At 25.6% G+C, this 20193-nt stretch carries 15 protein-coding genes and 2 tRNA genes; 13 read left to right on the top strand and 4 right to left on the bottom strand.

Going from position 1 to position 20193, the window contains the following annotated elements; translation table 11 throughout:
• Nucleotides 1-45 precede the first annotated feature (45 nt).
• The 11 genes from I4V51_RS16130 to I4V51_RS16080 all read left to right on the top strand — a co-directional run bounded on the left by I4V51_RS16130 (nt 46) and on the right by I4V51_RS16080 (nt 15001).
• On the top strand, nt 46-2520 hold the full coding sequence (locus I4V51_RS16130) for a DEAD/DEAH box helicase family protein (RefSeq protein ID WP_195989463.1): 2475 nt from the start codon (nt 46-48) through the stop codon (nt 2518-2520).
• Nucleotides 2521-2618: 98 nt separating this feature from the next.
• On the top strand, nt 2619-3791 hold the full coding sequence (locus I4V51_RS16125) for an HNH endonuclease signature motif containing protein (protein WP_195989462.1): 1173 nt from the start codon (nt 2619-2621) through the stop codon (nt 3789-3791).
• A gap of 41 nt (nt 3792-3832) precedes the next feature.
• Nucleotides 3833-4429 (top strand): class I SAM-dependent methyltransferase, encoded by a 597-nt coding sequence (locus I4V51_RS16120; RefSeq protein WP_195989461.1) that lies wholly within the window; start codon nt 3833-3835, stop codon nt 4427-4429.
• Nucleotides 4430-4435: 6 nt separating this feature from the next.
• Nucleotides 4436-4744, top strand: coding sequence for a nucleoside triphosphate pyrophosphohydrolase (locus I4V51_RS16115; RefSeq protein WP_195989460.1), 309 nt, complete (start codon nt 4436-4438; stop codon nt 4742-4744).
• A 686-nt stretch (nt 4745-5430) separates the two neighbouring features.
• Entirely contained in the window at nt 5431-8139 is a 2709-nt protein-coding gene (locus tag I4V51_RS16110; RefSeq protein WP_195989459.1) for an AAA domain-containing protein, read from the top strand.
• A 185-nt stretch (nt 8140-8324) separates the two neighbouring features.
• The gene (locus I4V51_RS16105) at nt 8325-8543 is read left to right on the top strand and encodes a DUF1659 domain-containing protein (protein ID WP_195989458.1); all 219 of its coding nucleotides are present in this window, start codon (nt 8325-8327) and stop codon (nt 8541-8543) included.
• A gap of 16 nt (nt 8544-8559) precedes the next feature.
• A complete protein-coding gene (locus I4V51_RS16100; protein WP_195989457.1) occupies nt 8560-8775 on the top strand; it encodes a DUF2922 domain-containing protein in 216 nt (71 codons plus the stop codon).
• A 158-nt stretch (nt 8776-8933) separates the two neighbouring features.
• On the top strand, nt 8934-9911 hold the full coding sequence (locus tag I4V51_RS16095; RefSeq protein ID WP_195989456.1) for a hypothetical protein: 978 nt from the start codon (nt 8934-8936) through the stop codon (nt 9909-9911).
• A gap of 62 nt (nt 9912-9973) precedes the next feature.
• A complete protein-coding gene (locus tag I4V51_RS16090; RefSeq protein WP_195989455.1) occupies nt 9974-11305 on the top strand; it encodes a DnaB-like helicase C-terminal domain-containing protein in 1332 nt (443 codons plus the stop codon).
• A 146-nt stretch (nt 11306-11451) separates the two neighbouring features.
• Nucleotides 11452-13770 carry an AAA family ATPase gene (locus tag I4V51_RS16085; protein WP_243281538.1) on the top strand — a complete coding sequence of 773 codons (2319 nt, stop codon included), beginning with the start codon at nt 11452-11454 and terminating at the stop codon, nt 13768-13770.
• Nucleotides 13760-15001, top strand: coding sequence for a hypothetical protein (locus tag I4V51_RS16080; RefSeq protein WP_195989454.1), 1242 nt, complete (start codon nt 13760-13762; stop codon nt 14999-15001). Before I4V51_RS16085 ends, I4V51_RS16080 begins: the two co-directional genes overlap by 11 nt.
• Nucleotides 15002-15223: 222 nt before the next feature.
• Here the strand turns inward: I4V51_RS16080 and I4V51_RS16075 are convergent.
• Nucleotides 15224-15299, bottom strand: a tRNA-Met gene (locus I4V51_RS16075).
• 232 nt (nt 15300-15531) lie between these two features.
• Here I4V51_RS16075 and I4V51_RS16070 point away from each other — a divergent pair.
• The gene (locus tag I4V51_RS16070) at nt 15532-17049 is read left to right on the top strand and encodes an oligosaccharide flippase family protein (protein ID WP_195989453.1); all 1518 of its coding nucleotides are present in this window, start codon (nt 15532-15534) and stop codon (nt 17047-17049) included.
• A gap of 107 nt (nt 17050-17156) precedes the next feature.
• Complete coding sequence (locus I4V51_RS16065; RefSeq protein WP_195989452.1) at nt 17157-17894, top strand: NAD(P)H-dependent oxidoreductase; 738 nt, start codon at nt 17157-17159, stop codon at nt 17892-17894.
• A gap of 58 nt (nt 17895-17952) precedes the next feature.
• Here the strand turns inward: I4V51_RS16065 and splB are convergent, their stop codons facing one another.
• From splB to I4V51_RS16050, 3 genes are all read right to left on the bottom strand, one after another.
• Nucleotides 17953-18975, bottom strand: a complete 1023-nt coding sequence (splB, locus tag I4V51_RS16060; RefSeq protein WP_195989451.1) for a spore photoproduct lyase — start codon at nt 18973-18975, stop codon at nt 17953-17955.
• Between the two features lie 183 nt (nt 18976-19158).
• Entirely contained in the window at nt 19159-20019 is an 861-nt protein-coding gene (locus I4V51_RS16055) for a hypothetical protein (protein ID WP_195989450.1), read from the bottom strand.
• An 89-nt stretch (nt 20020-20108) separates the two neighbouring features.
• A tRNA-Met gene (locus I4V51_RS16050) sits at nt 20109-20184 on the bottom strand.
• Between the last annotated feature and the right edge of the window lie 9 nt (nt 20185-20193).

Genomic DNA, 20193 nt, shown 5'->3' with positions numbered 1-20193 from the left:
ATAGTATAAAGTCTAATTTAAATATATATTATTAGGTGAGTAAATATGATAAATAATATAAAAGAAGTAATAATAAAAGAAAAATCAATACAAGAAAATCAAATAAACTCAAATATATCAACAGGAGATAAAGAGCATCTTTATCCCAAATTAAAACAAAGCTTCAAAACAGCTACAACAATAGACATAATAGTATCATTTCTAATGGAATCAGGAATAAAACTACTATTACAAGATCTAAAAGAAGCACTAGATAGAGGCGTTAACATAAGAATTCTTACAGGAAACTACCTAAAAATAACGCAACCACAAGCATTATACCTATTAAAATCAGAATTAAAAGACAAAGTAGACTTAAGGTTTTATAATAATCCAAACAAATCATTCCATCCTAAAGCATATATGTTTCATAACCCATTAGATTCAGAAATATATATAGGCTCATCAAATATTTCAAGAGGAGCATTAACATCGTCAATAGAATGGAATTATAGAGTTTTAAAATCAAATGCACCAGCAGACTTTAAAGTATTTTATGATACCTTTGAAGATTTATTTAATAACCATTCATTAGTAATAACAGATGAAGTGTTAAAAAACTACTCAAAACAATGGACAAGACCTAATGTTTATAGGGATATGGAAAAGGAAGAAAAACAAGAAGAGAATGTTGTAAATATATTTGAGCCTCGTGGAGCACAAATTGAAGCATTGTATTCTTTAGAAAAGTCAAGAGAAGAAGGTTTTGATAAGGGGTTAATAGTAGCTGCTACTGGTATAGGAAAAACATATTTAGCTGCATTTGATTCAAGAAAATACAGCAGAATTTTATTTGTAGCACATAGAGAAGAAATAATAAAGCAAGCAGCACAAAGTTTTAAAAATGTTAGAAATTCTGATGATGTTGGATTCTTTTATGGTAATGAAAAAGATACAAATGCATCATTTATATTCGCACTAGTTCAAACACTAGGCAAAGATGAATATTTAAATGAAAAATATTTCCCAAGAGATTATTTTGATTATATAGTAGTAGATGAATTTCATCATGCAGTTTCTAATAACTACAAAAAAATAATAGATTACTTTACTCCAAAGTTCCTATTAGGACTTACTGCAACACCAGAAAGACTTGATTCTAAGGATGTATTTGCACTTTGTGATTACAATATGGTTTATGAAGTAAGGTTAAAGGAGGCTATAAATAAAGGCTGGCTAGTACCTTTTAGATATTATGGTATTTATGATGAAACTGTAAACTACGAGGATATAGATTATAAGAATGGTAAATATGATGAGAAGCAACTTGAAGATGCTTTAATGCTTAATAAAAGAGGAGAGCTTATATTAAATCATTACCTTAAATATAATTCAAATAGAGCAATGGGCTTCTGTACTTCAAGGCATCATGCTGAATATATGGCAAAGGTATTTAATGAAAATAATATTGCATCAGCTGCAGTTTATAGCGGTGAAAGTGGAGAGTATTCTGAAGAAAGAAATATAGCATTAGCTAAGTTAACTTCAGGAGAGTTAAAAGTTATATTTTCAGTAGATATGTTTAATGAAGGTTTAGATGTTCCTGCAATTGATATGGTTATGTTTTTAAGACCAACGCAATCGCCAACAATTTTCTTACAGCAGCTTGGAAGAGGTTTAAGAAAGTCTAAGGATAAGCAATACTTAAATGTATTAGATTTTATAGGTAATTATAAAAAAGCAAATTTAGTTCCATTTTTACTTAGTGGAAAAGAATACTCAGCAGTTGAATGTAAGAAAAATAAGCAGGGAGATTATGAATTTCCAGAAGATTGCACAGTAGATTTTGACTTTAAAATAATTGATATTTTCAAAAATCAAGCTGAAAGAGAAATGAAGGTAAAGGATAAAATTAAAGAGCAATTTAATATTGTATATGATATGTTAGGTCATAGACCAAGTAGAATTGAACTCTTTACTTATATGGATGATGAAGTTTACCAAAATATAAAAAGTAAAAATAAATGCATGGATCCATTTAAGGATTACTTAGAGTATATAAAAGAAAATGATGAGTTAAGCTATGATGAAAATATATTATATAATTCTAGAGGAAGAGAATTTATTAATATGATTGAAACTACTAGTATGAGTAAAACTTATAAGATGCCAGTTTTATTAGCCTTTTATAATGATGGTAATATAAAAATGGAAATTACTGAAGAAGATGTTTATAAGAGTTTCTATGACTTTTATAGAAGAGGATCTAATAAGGTAGATATGCTTAAGGATAAGGGAACTAGTGGATTTGAATCATGGGATATGAAAAAGTATGTTGCTTTAGCTAAAAATAATCCAATTAAGTATTTGCTTAAAACACATGGCGATTTCTTTAAGTTGAAGGATAATTGTGTATTAGCACTTCAGGATGATTTGGAAGAGTTAATTGGTAATGAAGCTTTTAAGGAACATATGATAGATGCTATAGGTTTAAGAGTTGAAACTTATTATAAGAATAGATTTTTTAGTAAAGAAAAATAGTATATAATAGAAGTATAGGAAGTCGATTAATGTTGGCTTCTTTTAAATTTAATTAGAAGTTTTTATAATAATGGTATAATGAAAAGGATAATAAATATATGGGATTAGTGGAGAATAGTGAAGAGATTTTTAAAAATATTAATAAATTAAGAGAATATCTTACTAATAATTTTAGTAATGAATTTAAAAAATTAATATCAAAAGGCAAATGTTTTATAGTAATTAGTAATGGAAGTGAGTGTGAATTCTATCCAAGTAAATTTATAGGCTATCGAGATAATTCATTAGAAGAGTACTTTCAAACAAGTGTTGAAAGGGATGGAAGAGATAGCAATAGAGTTATAGCAAAAATTTTAGGCTTTAGAAATTTTGAAGAAAGTACAAAAATAGATGAAAAATATATAATATTTTGTGAAAAGCATGATATTAAAGTATGTAACTTTAAAAGAAAGTATTATGTATTAGAAGGAAAATATATTGAAAATAATGAGGCCAATAATATTAGAATTAATAATGAAAGTGAATTTATTAATAGACAAAAGGTATTAAAAGAAGAGTTTATAGAGTATATGAGAAAAACACATAAGGAATATAATATTACAACAATAAAAACTTTTTTTACAGATGCTAAATATTTAATTAATAATAATTTAGGATATGATTTTTATAGTATTTTATTAGATGAAAAGTTTATAGATTTTGAATATGCAAATGTATTAACTAAATATTTTTCAAATAAAAAATATCAAGAAAGTGCAAGAAGTCATTCAACTGGATATGTTAGAGCAATAAAATACTTAAGAGAGTTTATGATTTATAAGAAATATATTATATCAGAAAAGGAAGAAATTGAAGAAGTTAATAATTTTACTTGTAAATTAGATAATACAGAGAGAGAACAAGTAGTAAAAACAAGAGTTGGACAAGGAATATTTAAAGCTAAATTAATAAATAGAGAAAGTAAATGCATAATTTGTGGTATGAAAATTAAGGAATTACTAATAGCTAGTCATTGTAAGCCATGGTGTAAGTCTAATAATTATGAGAGAGTAGATATAAATAATGGATTGTTATTGTGTCCTAATCATGATGCACTTTTTGACAAAGGGCTTATAACTTTTAATGATAAAGGGGAAATAATTATTTCGAAAATTATTCCAATAGAAGAATATGAACTTTTAAATATTAATAAAAATATAAGCATTAAAATAAGTAAGGAAAGTATTAAATATATATCATGGCATAGAATAAATGCTTTTATAGATAAATAATATATAAAATTAAAATAAATACTAAAGAGGAAATTAGATAGATGATAAACAACACATTAAAGTTTTACAACAAGAATTCAAAAGTATATATAGAAACAACACTGTCAATTGATATGAGCAATTTATATAACGAATTTTTAAAGAGTATACCTAAAGATGGATATATTTTAGATTTAGGATGTGGATCAGGAAGAGATAGTAAGGCATTTTTAGATAAAGGATATAATGTAACATCTGTAGATGGCTCTAAAGAACTAGCTAAAAGTGCATCAAAAGTAATTGGGCAAGAAGTTTTAGTTAGTAGATTTGAAGATTTATCATTAGTAGATAAATTTGATGGAATATGGGCATGTGCATCATTACTTCATGTTAATAGAAAGAATATTGTGGATGTTATAAGAAGTATATCATTAAATTTAAATGATAATGGAGTTTTTTATATGTCTTTTAAGTATGGTACAGATGAGTATATTGATGAAAAAGGAAGATATTTTAATTGTTATACTGAAGAAAGTTTTAATGAATTAATAAATTTAATTCAAGGTTTAAAAGTTAAGAAAATATATAAAACCATTGATATTGTTCCAGGAAGAGGAGATATTACTTGGTTAAATATAATTTGTGTTAAGGGGAGATAAGGTAGTATGAAAATTTATAATAAATTAGTAAGAGATTTAATACCAGAAGTTATTAAGTCCACTGGTAAGGAATGTGATATAGAAATTGCAGCTAAAGAAGATGGGACTGAACTTCTTGAAGCTAAACTTATGGAAGAGGTTAACGAATACTTAGAAGATAAAAATTTAGAAGAGCTTGCAGATATTATGGAAGTATTATTTGGACTTGCTCATAATCTTGGTTATAGTGAAGCAGATTTACTTAATAAAAGGGAAGAAAAGTTAAAAGAACGTGGTGGATTTAAAGAGGGTATAGTTCTTAAAAAGGTATATTAAAGGGGTAAGGAGTATTTATGATTAGAGATATAGTAGAAAGTAACATTAAATAGATCTAAAGTATTTGATAGTAAAGATGGTGGTCATAGCTGTAATTGTACTTTATTATTTTTAATACTTGAAAGATGTGGACTGTTAAGAGAAGGAATATTAGGAAAAGGAAAAGTATGCAATCCATTTTATATAAATATTATATAAAAAATAAAGTTAAGATAAATTAAACAAAAATATTTTTCGTATATTATAGCAAAATTAAAGGATATAATAGTATTAATATAAAATATGACTTAAGATAAATATATAAGATTTGAAAAGAAGAAGGGTAAAATTAATCATGAAGTAAATGCTGAATTTATTGAGAAGATTGAAGAAAAAATTAAAGAATGTATAAAAAATAAATCAGATGAAAACACTGAGATAAATAAAGTTAAGAATAATATTAATTAGTGTAATATAAGAGCTGTAGTAAAGTTAAATGACTTTATTACAGCTTTTTAAATGCACAGGAAATAATAAAAAAATTATAGGTAATGATGAATTAAATAAAGGTAAAGGGAGTATGGATTATGTTAGAGAGTATCTTATCAATTTTTTGGATTACTAATATAAAAAGCTAACCTTTGGATTAATATGGTATAATTTAGAGGCGTAATAAATTATAAAACATATTTTAAGAGGAAACAAAAATGAATATAGAAAAAAACTTGCTTTTAATAAAAGGTGAAGATAAAACAGAAAAAGTAACATACTGTAAATATAATAATGTTATTAGAAAATATGATGTTACATTTATAGGCAATAAAATATACAGCTACAATTACAATAATGTAATATGGATTAGTAATTCAAAAGAAATAAATATAGAAAACAAAGCTATTTACGAAAATAATAAACCACTAGTAACAGTTAAGAAAGCTATACTATTTGATGATTACATAAGAGTAATACATAAAAATGGATATAGTAAGGTTTATAAAAGAAATGAAATAACAATAGAGGAATCATGTCTTAGTAATCCTAAAGCAAATGGCACTTTTCAATATCTTAAGGAACTATCACAATCAATAGGATTAATGCTTGATGGTTCAAAAACATTCTTAGGCAAGCAATATGAAAAAATTACATACATAAGCCCTAAAAGTGCTTTAGCATTTTATTTAAATCCAAATCACATAGAAAAAAAGAAGTATTATAAAAATATAATATTTCCATTTGGATTTAACTTAAGTCAAAAAGAAGCCACAGAAAAAGCCTTTGAGAATAAAGTTAGTGTAATTGAAGGGCCACCAGGAACAGGGAAAACTCAAACCATTTTAAATATAATAGCTAATGCAATAATGAATGATAAAACTGTTGCAGTAGTTTCTAATAATAATGCAGCAACAGAAAATGTTTATGAAAAGCTTAGTAAATATAATTTAGATTTCTTTGCAGCTACTTTAGGTAGAAGAGAAAATAAGGAAAAGTTTATAAATAGCCAAAGTGGACTATATGTTGATATGGAAGAGTGGAAGCTAGAGATTTCTGAAAAACAAATTATTTTAGATAAACTTAATAAGTCAAAAGAGAAAATTAGTAATATGTTAAAGGAGAAAAATATTCTAGCTACTATTAAAAATGAGTTATCAGAATTACTAATTGAAAAGAAACATTTTGAGAAAGAATATTTATCAGAAGATGTTGCAAAGCTTAAATATAATACAATTAAGAAGCTTAAAGCGGATAATATAATGAAGCTATTAATAGACTTAGAGTTAAATGGAAAAGGGTTAGATAAAGTTCCTTTTAGTATTAGAATAAAGAATTTATTTAAGTATGGTATTTATAACTTTAAGTTTTATAGTAATCCAATAGAAGAAGTATTAGATTACTTATATTATTTATATTATAAAAATAAAGAAAATGAATTAAATGTTGAAAGTGAAAAAATACAAAGAGAATTAAATATATTTAATTTTGATAATGAGCTTAGAGAGTATTCTAATAATGCATTAAAAATATTTAAAGATAAGTTAAATAAAAGATATTATAAGAATAGAAGTAGACAGGTATTTACTGAAGATGACTTGTGGAAGAAGTTTGATAAAGTAATAGGGGAATATCCAGTAATATTAAGTACAACTCATTCATTAAGAAATTGTATTCCTGATAATTTTTTATTTGACTATTTAATTATAGATGAATCATCTCAAGTAGATTTATTAACTGGAGCATTAGCCTTATCATGTGCTAAAAATGTAGTTGTAGTTGGAGATTTAATGCAGCTTACTAATGTTGTAAGTGAAGAAGATAAGGAAATTAGTAAGAAAATTTTTAATACATATAACTTAAATGAAGCTTATGATTTTTCAAATAATAATTTACTATCATCCATTACAATTTTAAATAAAGATATTACAAAGACGTTACTTAAAGAGCATTATAGATGTCATCCTAAAATAATAAACTTTTGTAATAAGGAATTTTATAATGATGAACTTATTATATTAACAGATGAAAGAGATGAAGATGTTCCATTAGTATTATATAAAACTAATGAAGGGAATCATGCAAGAGGAACTATTAATGTAAGACAGATAGATGTTATTAAAGAAGAGGTTTTACCTAAGTTAAGATCAGAAAAGTCTATTGCTGTAATATCTCCATATAGAAATCAGACAAATGAAATTTCTAAATTGTTAGGGGAAATGGTAGAAGCTGATACTGTACATAAGTTTCAAGGTAGGGAGAAGGATGTTGTTATATTAAGTACTGTTGCTAATGAAGTTAATGAGTTTATTGATAACTCTAATTTAATTAATGTTGCTATATCTAGAGCTGTAAATAAGTTAATAGTTGTGACTTCTGATTTTGAAAATGAAGATAGTAATATTGGAGACTTAATTAAGTATATCCAATATAATAATTTTGAAGTAGTAGAAAGTGAAATTTCATCTATATTTGATTTGTTATACAAATCATATGGAAAAAAGTTAATTGAAACAATAAAAAATTCTAAAAGAGTATCAGAATTTGACTCTGAAAATTTAATGAATTTATTAATAGAAGAGGTTTTAAGTAGTAGTGAATTTAGTAATTTAGGATTTGCAATACATGTACCTTTGAAGATGATAATAAGAAATACTGAAAAACTTACAGCTGATGAAAGAAGATTTGTATTAAATCCATGGACACATACTGATTTTTTAATATTTAATAAACTTGATAAAAAACCCGTTTTAGTAGTTGAGGTTGATGGATATAAGTATCATGTTCAAAATGAAAAACAACTAGAAAGAGATAAGAAGAAAGAGGGGATATTAGAAAAGTATAATGTTCCTATAATAAGGTTTAGAACTGATGGTAGTGGTGAAAGGGATAGGTTAGAGAAGGGGTTAAGAGCTGTTTTAAAATAATTAAAGTTTATTTTTAAAATTATTATATAAGTTTATAAAAGCGATAAGGATAATCCCTTATCGTTTTTTATATTCACTTTTTTATCTATATATAAATTTATTCTAATAAACTTTGTAAAAAACTTCTGCTCAAGTATATGTATTAATTGTAAGACAAAAAAATAAATGAAATGGGGGAATTTATTATGGCAAACAAAGCTCTTGAAAGCACTGTATTATCAATAGAAGTGCAATCAGCAATAGACAAGGATGGAAAGCCAACATTTACAAAAAAGAAAATAGGTAACTTAGTACCAGGAGTAGAACTTGAAAAAGTTCAAGCAGTAGCTACATTAGTAGCAGATTTACTAGAACCAAATACTAGATCATTCTATGTAACAGAATTATCTCAAATTCAAGAATAAGAGGGGGAAATAAATTATGGAATATACATTAACAATGACATTTTTAACTGAAACAGGGGAGAAATCTAACATCTCGATTTCAGATGTTAAGAAAGGTATAACAAATGATGAGGTACAAGCATTAATGGATAGCTTAATTGCAAATAATATTTTTGAAAATAAAAAAGGTGCTTTAGTATCAAAGCACTCAGCTCAGGTAGCTGAAAGGGCGGTTACTAAGTTTACTGTATAGTAAATTGAGCTAATTTAATATGAAAAGGTAGTAATAAGAAGTGAGAAAAATCAACTCTTATTACTACCTTTAAACTTTATAAAAATTTATTAAAAGTTACATAAATAAAAGTTTTATCTTTAGATAAATAAAGTAAAGGTTTAAAGGGAGGAAATATAATGAATACTAATGGTCAAGTTATTAACAAGGTTTTTAATGATAAAAATATTAATAAAGATGAAAAATATATGTTTCTAATGTTTATATCAATGATAGAAGAGGCTAAGGATGAAGTTACAATTTCAATTGCAAATTTAATGAATGAATTTCAAACTAAGTGTAAAAAGAAAGTTTTAGGAGTCTTAAAGTCATTGGAGAATAAGGGATATATAGAAATAATAAAAAGTATAGGAAAAACTAATAAATATAAAGTTATTAAAGGTTATATCTACACTATTATAAATAAGCTTGATCATAGGAATAAAGAAAACCAGTATAATGATGAAAATTACTATACTGGAGATTTTTATAATAAAAATACTAGTAGCAATAGAGAACCAGGTAGTAATATAACTAGTAGCAATTTAGATACTAGTAGGGAAATAACCCGTGGTAATAGTAATACTAGTAGTAATATAGCTAGTGGTAATATTGAACCAGGTATTAATGACTATAAAAAATACGCTGAATATGAGGAAAACAGTGGAGTTGAGGACGATTTGACTTTCTTAGAAGATAAGAGATATAGAGATAATTATGATTTAAATAATAATTATTATTATAAATATAATAATAAAAATAATATATATATAAATAAAAATAATAATAAATTATATATAAATATATTTAATGCTTGGAATGAAATTGATATTAACAATGAGCAAATATTATATCCATCAGTGAAAAGTGCAATAGAATATGCAATTAATACTTATGGTGAAGATGAGGTAATAGCAGCTATAAGAAACTATGGTGAAGTTTATTATAGTGATTATTACTATGACTTTGGATGGAACTTAATAAGCTTTTTAAGAAAACCAAATGCTATTAAAAGATTCTTAAATCATGGAGATATGTGGAGTAATTATAGTCGTAAACTAGAAAAAGAAAAGCGAGAAGAAGAATTTAAAATAAATATTGAGGATTATATAGACTAGGGAAATTTTCTTTTTTAGGAGATATGAAAATAATATAAAGAGTAAATAAATTGGGAGATTTTATGGTTATATTAAGTAATAATCAAATACAACTTGAGCAAGAAATTTTAGGAGCAATGCTTAAAAATAGCACTTTGACTATTGATGCGAGAAATAGTATAAAGCCAGATATGTTTTTATACTCTAAGCATATTAGAATTTATTTGGGAATATTAGCAATGCTTAAAAATAAGTTGGAGATAGATTTAATAACCTTTTTAGAATATCATAGAAATGTTATTAATGATATGGATGGAGCAAGTTATATTTCAGAAATATTTACTTGTAATGCTAGTGATTTAGGCTTTAATACAAAGTTAGAAATGCTTATAAATAATTATAAAAAGCATCTTTATCTTGAGATGGCAGAAAAAATAAATGGAGATATGAATCTTGAGGATATTGAAGATGAACTTGAAGACATTAAGGTTAAAATTCATAAGTGTAACGTAAAAAAGGAAATAGATATAGAAGCACAATATGATGAATATATAAAGTGGCTTTATGATGAAAATAGAGATAAGGGAATGAAGTCTGGGTTTATTAATATTGATAAATATTTAGGGAATTTTCAAAAAGGAAGATTAATAACTGTATTTGCTAGAAGTGGAGTTGGGAAAACTACCTTCTCTTTGCAGCTTGCTTCAAACATGGCTTTAAATGGATATAAGATATTTTATGGTAGTGCAGAGATGACAAGAAAGCAAGTATTTAATAAAATTGCAGGAAGTTATTTATCTATATCTACTAAGTCAATTGATGAAGATACTATATTAGAAGAGGATAAAGACAATATTTCTAAGTTTATGGCAAGATTAATAAGTAATAAAATTTATATTTCAACAGAAACTGATTTTGAAAAGTTTGTTAATGAAATTAAAGTTTACAAAATGCAAAATATATTAGATATTGTATTTGTTGATTATATTAATAAATATATAGATTTTTCTGATAAGGATCTTATGACTAATAGACTAGGGAAAATTAGTGGAATCCTTAAGAATATTGCTATGGAGGAAGATATATGTATTGTTTTATTGGCACAGGCTAATAGAGTAGTTGATAAAAAGAATGGAGATATGGCTGTTGAAAAGATTGATTCTAGTGATATTCAAGATAGTGCTAGAATTGAGCAGGATAGTGATCAGGTTATAGCTCTTTATAGAAATATTAAGCTTGATGATAAGGTATATAGAGATATGCTATTTAAACAAGGAAAATTAAAGTATCATTCTAAAAATGCAGATGAAAATCCTGAATGTATGAATGCTGTTATAATAAAAAATAGGCATGGTAGTAGAGGTACATGTGCTTTAAAATGGAATGGTAGATATTCTAGAGTAAGTGATTTTTAATAAGTAATAATTATAAAAAAAGTTTACTAGATTATAAAAAAACAAATTTTGATATAATTTTAAATAGTATATAATGTTAGTATAGGAAGTCATTTAGAATGGATTCTTTTAATTTGCTATTTATATGGCTTAAGGGGGAATGTAAAATGGAAAATATGAGATATGGATCAAGAACAGAAATGAATATGGAAACAGCAGTAGATAAACAAATGGTACAATCATCATCTATAGATGAAAAGCTGAGAAAATTTATAGAATCAGCAAAGGATTATATTAGTAAAGATAAATTTTTTGAAGTATTAGAAGATAATAAAGATAAATTTATAGAAAGATTTCCTTTAGATAAATTATTAGATATGCCTATAGAAGAATATATTGTTTTAAAAGCAAATTATCCAGACACATATAATGATGTATTTACTTATTGGTTAGAGCGAAGAAAAGAAATAGGTGGAGCTATTGGTGGAGGTAATGCATCTAAGTTTTATATTTATATGGATTCTACAGGCAAATATTGCATAGGTTATGGAAATAAGAAAAGATATATCGAAGGTGATGAGTTAAAGTACGAATATAATGAGCTTATTTCTAAAATAGCAAAATCAATAGAGCTTGCAAAGCAAGACAATATAGCAGGGATAAAGGAATTAAATCCACCTTTATGGAATATGGTATTACTTAAAATATTATCAATATATATTCCAGATAAGTTCATAGATATTTATTCATCATCAGTATTAGTACCATTAGCAGAGATATTAAATTTAGATATAGATAAATCAGCAGAAAATATTATAGAAATAAATTATTTAGCTACTAAAAAGCTTAAAGAAATGGATGAGTTTAAAGGTTGGGAAATGTTTAAATTATCAAATTTTGTGTGGGAGACTATTAGTAAAAGACCAAGAAAAATTACTTATTGGGCTTTAGGTCATAATTATGATGGTGATAATGTATTACCTATAATGTTTGAGAAAAACAAGATATCTTTAGGGTTCTTCCCAGAGGATTTAAGTGATGTAATTATTAATAAGAGAAACTTAAAGGAATATTTAAAAGCAAATGATTGTGATACAAATACTATAAGATCTTTAAGTTATTTTAGTGATATAAAAAAGGACGATATTGTAGTATTAAAAAGTTCTTTTGTAAGAGGTAGTAAAAAGGATATTTCTGTTTTTAAAGTATCAGCAATAGCAAAAGTACTTGAAGATACTGTTGCTGGATACGAGTATGATGAAGATTTAAAGCATACAATTAAAGTTGAATGGATATCTAAAGAGGTAAAGGAATTTGAGGGGATAAATTATTTAAGATCCTTAACTCCAATTAAGGATGACGCTATTTTAAATATAATTTTAAATGGTAATACTCAAGTAGTTCATATTGAAGAAGTAGACAATCTAAATGAAGAGGCTAAGAACTTTATTTTATATGGACCACCAGGTACAGGTAAAACTTATAATGTTGTAAACAAAGCATTAGAAATAATTGATACTGAAGAATATTCAGAAATGGCTGAAGCTAATAATAGAGATCTTATATTAAACAAATATAAAGAACTTGTAGATAAAGGTCAAATTGCTTTTAGTACATTCCATCAAAGTTATGGATATGAGGAATTTATAGAAGGTTTAAAGTCTGATGGAAAAGGTAACTTTATAACAGAAGATGGTATTTTAAAAACAATAGCTTATAATGCAGCTTATGAAGCCTTAAAGGATGAATATAAAAAAGGTGAAGAAAGCTATAATGATAAAAAGCTTAAAGTTAGTGAGTATATTAATAAGGAAAAAGCTTTTAAAGAAGCAAAGAAATTTGTTCTTATTATTGATGAGATTAATAGAGGTAATATATCAAAGGTATTTGGGGAGCTTATTACTTTATTAGAAGAGGATAAAAGAATAGGTACAACTAATCAAATTGTAGTTAATTTACCTTATACAAAAGAAAAGTTTAGTATTCCAAATAACTTATATATTATAGGAACAATGAATACATCAGATAAATCTATAGCTCAAATTGATATTGCATTAAGAAGAAGATTTATATTTGAAGAAATGATGCCTAATTATGAGGTGTTAGATGAGACTGATGGTATAGAGTTAGATAAGTTATTAAATGTAATTAATGAAAGAGTAGAGTTCTTATTAGATAGGGATCATTTAATAGGTCATGCTTATTTTGTTAACTGTAAATCATATTCAGATATTATTAGTGTAATTATTAATAAGGTAATTCCTTTATTACAAGAGTATTTTTATGGAGATAATGAGAAAGTAGGAATGATTTTAGGTGGAATAGGTTCTTCTGAACATGACAAATATATTGTTTATAGAGAAGAAAAGTCAGCAAGCAAGATATTTAAGGGCTTCAAAAATATTAGTGATATAGGTTCTAAAGAGTTATTTAGAGTAAAGTCTGATATTGGAATAGAGGAGCTTAAAAATATATATGAGGACTAAGTATATAATTTTAAAAGAAGGTTATGACTGGCTAAGTGTTGGTAGTGAAGATAACGAAATAACAGCTGCTGAGTATAGAGATTTATGTTTATATTTAAAGAAAAATTTAGGTAATAAATCTATATTATATGATTATAACAAAATTAAATTTATTAACTATGTTGGAATAATAAAGATAAATAATTTAATTGTTGAAATATTACCTAAGATATCTTTGAGCAATGACATAATTAAAGATAGGAAAATGATTATTTTTATGCTTTCTAAGTGTAAAAAGTTATCTGTAGATATAAAGGAATTATTAAATAGTAATATTTTAAACACTTCATTATTGGATATTTTGGCAAAGGTATTTTCTAAAAAGCTTTTAAGTGAATTACAAAAGGGATTGTATAGGGAGTATGCTTCTAAAGAAGAGGCTTTAAGCATTATAAGAGGAAAAATCTTAATATCTAAAAGTATAAAGGAAAATACAATTAATAAGAATAAAATGAATTGTAAATATGATGAGTTTACTGAAGATAATTTATTTAATTCTATTTTAAAAAGGGCTGTTAATATTGTTTTAAGTTCAAGTAATAATGATTATGTAAAGAAAGAATTAAATATTATAAATAATATTCTTAGTGATGTTTCAGAGGTTTATATTCCTAATAATATTATTTTGGATTATAAGTTAAATAGAATGAATAGTAGATTTTTAGAGTGTTTTGAATTAGCAAAATTAATATTATTAAATTCTAGTATGGATAAATCATTAGGGAAAGAAAATGGGTTTTCAATTTTATTTGAAATGAATTATTTATATGAGGAGTATATTGGAGTTTTATTAAAAGAAGTATTTTATGATAGTGATATAAAGGTAAATGCTCAGGAAAAGTCTAAATATTTATTATGGAATACTTTAAAGGAAAAAAGTGAAATAGCGTTGAAGCCTGATATTGTTATATATAAGAATAATAAACCTAAGATAATAATTGATACAAAGTGGAAGTCATCGTCTTTAAATAATAGAGAAAGTTATTTTCAAGGTGATATTTATCAAATGTATGCTTATATTACAACTTATACAGAATGTGAAGAGTGTATTTTATTATATCCTAAGGTGGAAAATATTGAACATTCAACTTGGCAGTTAAATCATAATATAGGAGATAAGAAAATTTCAATTTCAGAAATTAACTTAGAAAGTTATGAGGAGAGTAAAAGGGAACTATTTAAATTAATTTAAAATTCAATAAGTAATGAAAAAATTATTTAAGTAAATTAAAATATGATGGACATATACTTCAAGTAAATGATGAGGTATATGTCCATTTTTATAATAAATATTTATGTGAAAAAATTTAACTTACCTAGGTGTACTAATAAAGGAAGAACCATAGAAGAGATTAGAAATTCCTATAGATAAAAATAAAAAAATAAATCTTATAAAATATAAGATTTATTTTTTTGGTTGCGGGGGCAGGACTTGAACCTACGACCTTTGGGTTATGAGCCCAACGAGCTGCCAACTGCTCCACCCCGCGATATTATGTTACACAAGTTCTTTTCCTTAACCTGTGAACTAAGTATAACTTATTAATTATGTATAGTCAAAGTAAGATTATCTTATATTCAGGCTTTATAGATAAAGAAGTACCTTAGATTCTTATATACACCTAGATAATGCTAAATGGTACAAATAGCTTACAGAAACAATGGTAATTTATTGTAAAGCCTTAACATATAGTATTTATATAATAAAATAAGAGGTATTATATGGGTGAAAAGGCGAAAAATTTATTTTTTAATGCAATATTACTAGCAGTAACAATGATGATAATGAAGAGCATAGGGATTGTATTTAAGGTATATATTTCTAATGAAGTTGGTACAGAGGGGATGGGATTATATAAGCTTATTGGCACAGCAAGTATGGTAGCAATAACTTTTGCAACTTCAGGAATAAGTGCGGCAGTAACAAGAGTTGTATCTGAAGAAGCATCAAAAAAAGAGTATAGTAATATAAAATATGTAGTATTTAAAGCATGTACAATATGTGTAATATTAGGCTTAATATCATCTATTATATTAATTACTTTTTCTGATAAAATAGCTTTAATATTTTTAAAAGATACAAGGGTAATACTATCATTAAAAATAATAGCAATAAGCATTCCTTTTATTTCAGTATCTTCCTGTTTAAAAGGATATTTTTATGCTACTAGAGATATTTTTATACCTATAACAACTCAGTTTGCTGAAAAGTTTATTCAAATTGCGGTGGTAGTATCATTATTAGGGCTAGCAGTATCTAAAGGCTTGGAATATGGATGTGCAGTTCTTGTATTAGGAAGTGTTGTAAGTGATATTTTATCTTGTTTATATGTATTTATAGCATATAACTTGGAAAATAAGGAAGTAAATTATTCAACTACAGCAGTAGGAAATGAAAAAGGATTAATTAAGAGATTATTTAAAATAGCAGTTCCTATAGCTAGTAGTTCTTATCTTATGTCTGCTTTTATGGCAATAGAAATGATATTAATTCCATTGGCCCTTTTAAAGTTTGGCATGTCTAAAAGTGAAGCTATTAGTGTATTAGGTGGAGTTATGGGAATGGTTTTTCCTATAATTATGTTTCCAGCAACATTACTTATGTCTTTAGCAAGAGTTTTGATGCCAGAGGTTTCTAGAGCTAAGGCTGTTAATAATAAAGAAAGGCTAAATAGTGTAATTAATAGAAGTATTAGTTTTACTAGTATAATAGGAATTATATCTTTTTTAGTATTTTATACATTTTATAATCAATTATCTATATCTATTTATAATAGAGAAGATATAGGAATAATTTTTAGGGCTATTTCTTTTATAATTCCATTTATGTACATTGATATGATTATGGGTGGAATTTTAAATGGATTAAATCAGCAACTTAGGTCTTTGGAATATCAAATTATGGAGTCTGTATTAAGGGTTTTTAGTATATATTTTCTAGTACCCATAAAAGGAATTGATGGATTAATTATTGTAATGTTTATATCAACACTTTTTAGTTTTACTTTAAGTTTTATTACAGTAGTTAAGGTTGCTGATATAAAAATAGATTTGTTAAATTGGGTAATTAAGCCAGTGATTTTTGGTGTAATAGCTATTGCCTTTGGAACAGTGGTATGGAGTTTATTAGCTAATAATTCTTTGGTAATTGGAATAAAAACAACAATAGTAATTAGTTGTGTTGGAGTTGTATATTTTATATTAATAAAAGCATTTAATTGTATAAAAATAAGAGATTAAATTAGTTATTTATAAAAGACTTAAGGAAGGAATAATAGTGTTAACCTCTAATTAATTAAATGAATATAATGGTCATAGAAAAATAATGATTATTAAGAGGTTTTTAAATGAAATGTTTAGTTATACATGGAAGTCCACGAAGAGGTAATACTTGGGATGTATTAAACATAGTAAAAGAAGAAATGCAAAAAAATGGTGATTTTGAATTTGAAATTATCGAATTAGCAAAAGAAAAAATTCCAATGTGCATTGGCTGTTTTAATTGTATAGAAAAAGGAGAAAATAAGTGCCCTCATAATTCATATATAGAACATATAGTTAAAAAGATGGAAGAAGCAGATGCTTTTATTTTTACAACTCCAGTTTATTCAATGCAGGTATCAGGAACATTAAAGAATTTTATAGATCATATGTCTTATAATTTTCATAGACCTAAGTTTCATGATAAAAAAGTATTAATAATTACAACAACTGCAGGGGCAGGTCATACTAATACTGCAAATTATATAAAAGAAGTAATGGAATATTGGTCTGTAAACTACGTGCAAACAATACCTATAGCATATAGATCACTTGAATTAAGTGAAAAAAATAAAATTAAAGCAATAAAAGGGGCTAAGGCTTTTAGCAAGGAGTTAAACTCCCATAAGGTTCACCAGCCTAAATTAAAATCACTTATAATGTTTCACCTATGGAAAAGTTCATCAAAGGAAGATGGTTTTTCAATAGCTGATTTTAATTATTGGAATGATGAAACTTTAAAGAAAGGCTTATATTTTAAAGATATACCACTTGGGGTAAGAAAGAAATTTATGGCTAGTATATTAAAATGTTTATTTAAATAAAAGGCTCTGTTTTAATACAGAGCCAAGTAAAAAATATTATAGTATAATTTACTAATAATTAAATTACGTATTTTACTATACTATTTGGAAATACTTCTTTTATATGTGTAATAAAAAATTCCTTCATTTCAGATAGTTGTTCTTTAGAATATATATATTTACCATATCCAAATTGCCCATATTTAAATTTTCTATCTTCATCAGTCATAGGCAGCGTTGTTTCAGGGAATATTTCAAGTATTCTATTTTTTGCTTTAGTTGTATATCTGTGAGATATAACTTCAAATATAATAGGCTCATTAAAGTCATTAGGTAACTTATCTCTTATACTTTCAATTAAATCTTTATATTCACTTTGCCAGTTATCATAAAGAAAAACAGGAGCAATTATAAATCCTATTTGATATCCAGCACTAGCAACCTTTACAGCCGCTTCAATTCGATTATTGCTAGATGCAGTATAATGCTCATAAGTATCTATTACTCTAGGCGTATTTATACTAAATCTAATTTCTGTATGATTATTATGCTTTGCATCTAATAGACTATCTACATCATTATATTTAGTTACAAATCTAAATCTTCCTTTTTCTTCTTTTCCCATGAATTTTATTGTCTTTTTTAAAGCGTTAGTATAGGGTTCAAGTGGAATAGGGTCAGAGGTAGCTGCACCTTCAAAGATAGTTATTGCTGGTAATCTTTCATCTATATATTCTTTTGCTTTCTTTAATACATCATCAATATTAGTAAAAACTCTTACAAAGGGTTTATCGCCTAACTGCGTATTTAAATAACAATATTCACATCTTCCCATACATCCACTAACTAATGGCAATTGATAATTAGCAGAGGGTTTACAAGTTTGAAATTTTAAGCTTTTACGTTCACCTACAACTAATGTTTGTTTTCCAGACCTATATTGATCAAATAAATTATCTCCAGGTATATGAGTTTTAATTCTATTAGAAGTGGCATTTATAATTTCAATATTTGGATTATCCTTTATTTTATTAAAAATATTTTTACCAACTTCAGTATCTAAGGAACCTTTTTCAAAAATAACTCTTTTAGGAATAAACATTTTTAACCTCTTATCGTATTAGATTTTTAATTGTTTATTCTTAGTTTTTCTTAATCTTAAATTAAAATACAGACTTAGATAAAAAATAAAAATATAATAGAATTAATTTAAATATAAATAAAGGTAGTAATAAGAAATGAAAAATCAAATCTTATTACTACCTTTAAATTTATGAAATATATTTTAACCTAAAACCTCTAAGTCTAAATCTAATAAATTAGCAAATAATGATAAAGTATTATTTGTTGGAATAACATTGATTGTAATATCTAATATTTTTCCAAGTCCGTATGAAGTATAGATATCAACAGTTGGGAAGGTATTTTCATCACCTAAGTTACAAATAATATCAGTTTCTCTTAAAGATACAATGTTACTATTATCAGTAGGAGTAACAAATTCATAAAGTCTAGTTTTATAATTATGTCTTAGAACCTTTACTTTATCAGTAACTTCAATTTTATTAGTTTTATTATTTATATCATATTTTGATATAGATGCTGCTACATTATTAATTACAAAGTAACGAACATTTCTTTTAAAATCAACTCTATCTTTAAAGTCAGCTACTCTTTGTAAATTTAAATTAATATCTACAGGTATTTCTTCTTTCTTTAAATTATTAAAAGCCTTCTTTATATAAGGGAATTCTTCAGCAGCATTTAATTCTTTATCTAATATATCCATACAGTTTATATAAATATCTTCAAAATGACTAAATGGTAAAGCATATTTAATATTATTTAAAACAACATATACTTTAAATTTAGTAGAATCAGTATTTTTAGAAGAGCAACTTACTTCAACAAGTAAGGTTTCATTTAAATCTTCTGTGTAAAAAGTTACTTTTTCAATACCATTACTATATTGTGAAGTATAATTTTCGTTTTTAGATAAGCTTTGAGTATGTTGGTCTATTATATAAGTACCTTTAAAGCCAAGATCATCAACTGAACCTACTCTTAATGATGTCTTTATTGAAAGTTTTTTTAGGTTAACATAAGGTCTATTTTCACATAGGTTATTTTCAAGTATTATTCTCATATATCAATCTCCTTGGATATTACAATTGAGTAGTAATTTTAATTTATGCAAAAAAATAAATCTTATAAAAATATAAGATTTACTTTTATTGGTTGCGGGGGCAGGACTTGAACCTACGACCTTTGGGTTATGAGCCCAACGAGCTGCCAACTGCTCCACCCCGCGATATTATGT

The organism is Clostridium sp. D53t1_180928_C8 (assembly GCF_015667795.1).
Classification (GTDB): domain Bacteria; phylum Bacillota; class Clostridia; order Clostridiales; family Clostridiaceae; genus Clostridium.
Note: the sequence above shows the minus strand (reverse complement) of the source record. Positions and strands in the feature narration are given on the sequence as shown.

What these genes read in the sequence shown, in the direction of transcription:
- I4V51_RS16130 (WP_195989463.1), top strand. Translation starts at nt 46, where the DNA reads ATGATAAATAATATAAAAGAAGTAATAATAAAAGAAAAATCAATACAA.
- I4V51_RS16125 (WP_195989462.1), top strand. Translation starts at nt 2,619, where the DNA reads ATGGGATTAGTGGAGAATAGTGAAGAGATTTTTAAAAATATTAATAAA.
- I4V51_RS16120 (WP_195989461.1), top strand. Translation starts at nt 3,833, where the DNA reads ATGATAAACAACACATTAAAGTTTTACAACAAGAATTCAAAAGTATAT.
- I4V51_RS16115 (WP_195989460.1), top strand. Translation starts at nt 4,436, where the DNA reads ATGAAAATTTATAATAAATTAGTAAGAGATTTAATACCAGAAGTTATT.
- I4V51_RS16110 (WP_195989459.1), top strand. Translation starts at nt 5,431, where the DNA reads ATGAATATAGAAAAAAACTTGCTTTTAATAAAAGGTGAAGATAAAACA.
- I4V51_RS16105 (WP_195989458.1), top strand. Translation starts at nt 8,325, where the DNA reads ATGGCAAACAAAGCTCTTGAAAGCACTGTATTATCAATAGAAGTGCAA.
- I4V51_RS16100 (WP_195989457.1), top strand. Translation starts at nt 8,560, where the DNA reads ATGGAATATACATTAACAATGACATTTTTAACTGAAACAGGGGAGAAA.
- I4V51_RS16095 (WP_195989456.1), top strand. Translation starts at nt 8,934, where the DNA reads ATGAATACTAATGGTCAAGTTATTAACAAGGTTTTTAATGATAAAAAT.
- I4V51_RS16090 (WP_195989455.1), top strand. Translation starts at nt 9,974, where the DNA reads ATGGTTATATTAAGTAATAATCAAATACAACTTGAGCAAGAAATTTTA.
- I4V51_RS16085 (WP_243281538.1), top strand. Translation starts at nt 11,452, where the DNA reads ATGGAAAATATGAGATATGGATCAAGAACAGAAATGAATATGGAAACA.
- I4V51_RS16080 (WP_195989454.1), top strand. Translation starts at nt 13,760, where the DNA reads ATGAGGACTAAGTATATAATTTTAAAAGAAGGTTATGACTGGCTAAGT.
- I4V51_RS16070 (WP_195989453.1), top strand. Translation starts at nt 15,532, where the DNA reads ATGGGTGAAAAGGCGAAAAATTTATTTTTTAATGCAATATTACTAGCA.
- I4V51_RS16065 (WP_195989452.1), top strand. Translation starts at nt 17,157, where the DNA reads ATGAAATGTTTAGTTATACATGGAAGTCCACGAAGAGGTAATACTTGG.
- splB (WP_195989451.1), bottom strand. Translation starts at nt 18,975, where the DNA reads ATGTTTATTCCTAAAAGAGTTATTTTTGAAAAAGGTTCCTTAGATACT.
- I4V51_RS16055 (WP_195989450.1), bottom strand. Translation starts at nt 20,019, where the DNA reads ATGAGAATAATACTTGAAAATAACCTATGTGAAAATAGACCTTATGTT.